This is a genomic window from Streptomyces sp. NPDC057743 (assembly GCF_042798755.1).
Taxonomy (GTDB): domain Bacteria; phylum Actinomycetota; class Actinomycetes; order Streptomycetales; family Streptomycetaceae; genus Streptomyces.
The window spans coordinates 1-3,758 of sequence record NZ_JBHVJX010000099.1; the positions used below are offsets into that span (position 1 = coordinate 1).

General features: G+C 73.9%; 2 protein-coding genes. Both read left to right on the top strand.

All coding sequences use genetic code 11. The features are described from left to right. Nucleotides 1-229: 229 nt before the first annotated feature. Nucleotides 230-2,314 carry a hypothetical protein gene (locus ACFVFQ_RS38425; protein ID WP_383425341.1) on the top strand — a complete coding sequence of 695 codons (2,085 nt, stop codon included), beginning with the start codon at nucleotides 230-232 and terminating at the stop codon, nucleotides 2,312-2,314. After that, nucleotides 2,304-3,566, top strand: coding sequence for a hypothetical protein (locus tag ACFVFQ_RS38430; RefSeq protein WP_383425343.1), 1,263 nt, complete (start codon nucleotides 2,304-2,306; stop codon nucleotides 3,564-3,566). Before ACFVFQ_RS38425 ends, ACFVFQ_RS38430 begins: the two co-directional genes overlap by 11 nt. Nucleotides 3,567-3,758 lie beyond the last annotated feature (192 nt).

The window sequence follows — 3,758 nt, forward strand, 5'->3', positions numbered from 1 at the left end:
GGTGGGGGGGGGCGGGTGGCGCCTGTGTTGTGGACGTAAAGCGAAGCAGTCCACAACACAGGCGCCGGAGGCCCACCCCCGCCACCCACCACCAAGCAGAACGCGGCCCCGGCCGACTACAACATCCGCCTCGGTCGGGACGTTATCCACAGGCGTCCCCACCCACCCCCACACCACCGGTACCTTCAGGACAAGGTTCGAACGAGGGGGACGAGGGGTGGTGGAGGCCATGCGACGCACCGAAAGGCCGCCGCTCAGCGGCTGGTTGGCAACGCGGCTCGCCGCCGCCGCAATGTTGCTGGCCGCCACCACGGTGCTCCTCCCCATCGGCCCGGCGGCAGCCCTCGTCGTCGACACCCCGGCGCCAGCCGCCACGTCGCAATCGGCCTACCTAGCCGACCACCTCCGGCACAGCCCGGTCTACATCAGCGACCAACTGCCGCGCGTCGTACCGCGATCGGCGGCGCCCGAGTTCGCCGCCGAGGCCCGCCGGCTGCAGGTGCCGACATATGTGATCGTGCTGCCGTTCCTCACCTCCGGCGGCATGGATTCCGGTCTGCTCGCCGGGGTGCACGACCACCTCGGGCGCAAGGGGTTGTATGTCACGGTCTCCGAGACGGGGCTGTCCGATGTGCAGAGTTACGGCGTAAGCGTGCCGGGCGCCGCAGACGCCAAGACCGCAACACTGTACGAACTCCCCTACGACGCCACGCCCCGCGAGGTCTTCCGACGCTTCGTCGATGTGCTCGCCTCGGGGCACGCCCATCAGCGCGCCGAGCAGGCCCGCGCCACCTACGGCGGCGCGCACAACACGCACGAGCCGCCCACGCTGCACACCACGAAGACGGACCGGCAGAACCAGAGCTTCCTCACGGGCGTCGTGGTCGCCGGCGTCCCGCTGAGCGGGTTGCTGATCGCCAACTACGCACTGACCAGGCGCCGGTCCGGCGCGAAGGGGATAGTCGGCGCGAAAGACCCAAGGTGCCCCCGGAATTCCGGGGGCACCAGGGGCCACGGAGGCGCCCCGGCCCCTGGCCGCCGCGGCCCCCGGTCCGCCTGGCCACTCCCCCTCGGCGCGCTGGTGCTCGCCGCGCTGCTGGCCTTCGGTGCCTCGCGGGTCTTCGACGCCACGAGCACCGGGGACGGTTCGGCGCCGACGGCCGCCGATATGCGGGCCCGGGTGGATCGGGTCGCCGACGGGCTGCGACACGACCCGCTGTATGTCGATCCGGAGAGCGCCTCGCCCCTGGACGCCGCGCAGCGTGCCGAGTTGCGCCAGCGGATCCGGTCGCTGCCCGTCCCGGTCCTGGTCGTCGCCCTGCCCAGTTCGCTGAACGACGAGTCGGCGGGCAACAAGGACAAGCTGGTGCAGTTGCTGCACGACCGGCTGCACCGCGACGCGCTGTACGTGCTCGCGGAGTTGCCGAGCGGTTCCCTGTGGACCACCAACTACGGCACGCACCTGGACACCAGCACGCTGTACGACGAGACCCGCGATTCCACGGCCGCCGACCTCGACGGCCGCACGCTGGGACCGCGCCTGGACAAGCTGCTCGGGTCGGTCGCCCGGGCCAAGATGGCCAAGACGGCCAACGAGCCGTTCGCGCCGCTTCCGGTGCAGGATCCCGCGGCGCAGCAGAGGCTGCCCGGGCTGTTCACCGGTGACTTCCCACCAGGACTGTTCATCGGCGCGTTGGGTGGCCTGCTGCTCTTCGGGGTGGTGGTGGCGGTCTCCGCAGTCGCGCGGCGATTGATACGCCGTCGCGCCGGGGCCGCCGCCGGCTCGGTGGCGCCCGTCGAGCCCAAGCGGGCGTGGCTGCGGCACACCGCCCGGCGGGAAGTCGAGGCGCTAACGGCCGAGTTGGAGCCGGCGGACGGGTTGCCGGAGGCGGCGCGCCGGCGGGCCTGGGAGTGCCTGGACGCCGCGGCACTGCTGATCGACGGGGACGGCGACGGCCGCATAGACGCCGACGTCACCCCGGCCAGCCTGGCCTGTGCGATCGTGCTGGCCCGCGCCGGCCGGGCCGCGGTCCGGGCGCCCCACGCCGCGGCGCAGGTCTGTTACCGCAACCCGCTGCACGGCACGGCCACCGAGCGGGAGCGCGGCGGCGGCCGGGGTCGGCCGGCGCGGCCGGTGTGCGCGGCCTGTCGGGAGACGCCCGGCGCGGTGCTGCGCCTGCCCGGCCCGGGCGCTTCCGGGCGCCGGGGCGCCACCCCGTATCCCGACCACCCCGGCCCGCTGGCCTCGCTCGCCAAGGGCGCCGGAATAGATCAACTCACCCGCGAGGTACGGGAGTCCTTCGGTGTCAACTGACCTTCGTCAGCGTCGTTCGCTGCGTTCCGCCGTCGCCGTCGGCCTGGCCTCCGTCGCGTTGCTGTGCACCGCAGCGGGGCCGGCCGCGGCCGCCGAGAGCCCGGGGCAGAAGATCGCCGACGCGCTGCGCGCCTCGCCGGTGTACGTCGATCCGTCGCTGTCCTCGGCGGTCGATCCGGACCAACAGCGGGCGCTGGTGCGGCAGATCCGGGGGACACAGCTGCCGATCCGCGTGGTGCTGGTCCCGTTGGTCGAGGGCGACAACTGGGGCGGCAAGCCGGAGCAGCTCACGGAGGTGGTGCACGACCGGATGGGCGGCGGCCCGGCCATCCTCATCACCCCCGGGAGCTTCCCCGACGACATCGCGGCCCGCGAGTGGCCCGCCGACGCCCACCAGTCCCAACGCGCCGCCGCATCGGTGTACTTCGACGACTCCCTGAAGGGCGCCGGGCTGGCCAAGCGGATATCCCGGGCCATCGCCCTCATCAAGGCCGGCGACGGCGACCAGGTCTACCAGCGGCTCACCGCCCCTCTCGGCGGCACTCCGAGCGGCGCGGCGTCGGGCGGTGGCGCGGCGAAGAAGCCCGCGGCGGGCTCGTCGTCGGCCGGTCGGATCGTGGCGCTGATCGTCGGGCCGGTGTTGGTGCTCGCCGCGACCTGGCTGCTGTTGCGGCGCCGCGCGCGGCTGCGTGACTTCCAGGCGCCGTTCGCGATGCCGCGGTCGGTGTTCGCCGCCGCGCACCAGGCCGATAAGGACGGGTTGCGGGAGCGCGCCGGCGAGGAGGTGGTGCGGCTCGGCGAGGAGGCCCGCGCCGCCACGGGCCGTCCGGAGGCCATCGAGCGCGCCCTGGATGCCTATGCCGCGGCCGGCACGGTGCTGGACCGGGCGCGCGGCATCCCGGACCTGGCGGGCGTGTTCGCGCTGGTGGCCGAGGGTCGGGCCGCGCTCTCCCCCTCAGCCACCACCCTTCCGCTGTGCTTCTTCCACCCGCTGCACGGCCCCGCCACCCGGCGCATACCCTGGCGGCCGCTGGGCCGCCGGGAAGAACTCCGGGTCGCCGCGTGCGACGCCTGCCTCCGCGCGGTGCGCACCCGCCGCGCGCCCGAGGTCCTCACCGACCGCCTGGACGGCCATCCGGTCCCGTACTTCGAGGTCCCCCCGGAGCAAAGCCTCTGGGCCGCCACCGGCTACGGCTCCCTCCTCTCCAACGCCTCCCTCACCGCCCGCGTCCAGCGCGGCGACTTCCGCTGAGCGCTTGGCTTTGCTTCCCACGTACTTGGCTTTCCCGCCGTGCGGGTTCCTGTTTGTTGCGCCTTGCGACGCGGGCCGGTCCGCTGCGCGGGCAGGCCGACTTGTTGTCCGCTGCGCGGGGCGGTGCCGCGGGGCGGGCCTCAGCCCACGTCGTCGGCTTCCCCGCCGTGGCGCCTGCGGCGCTGGCTGGTT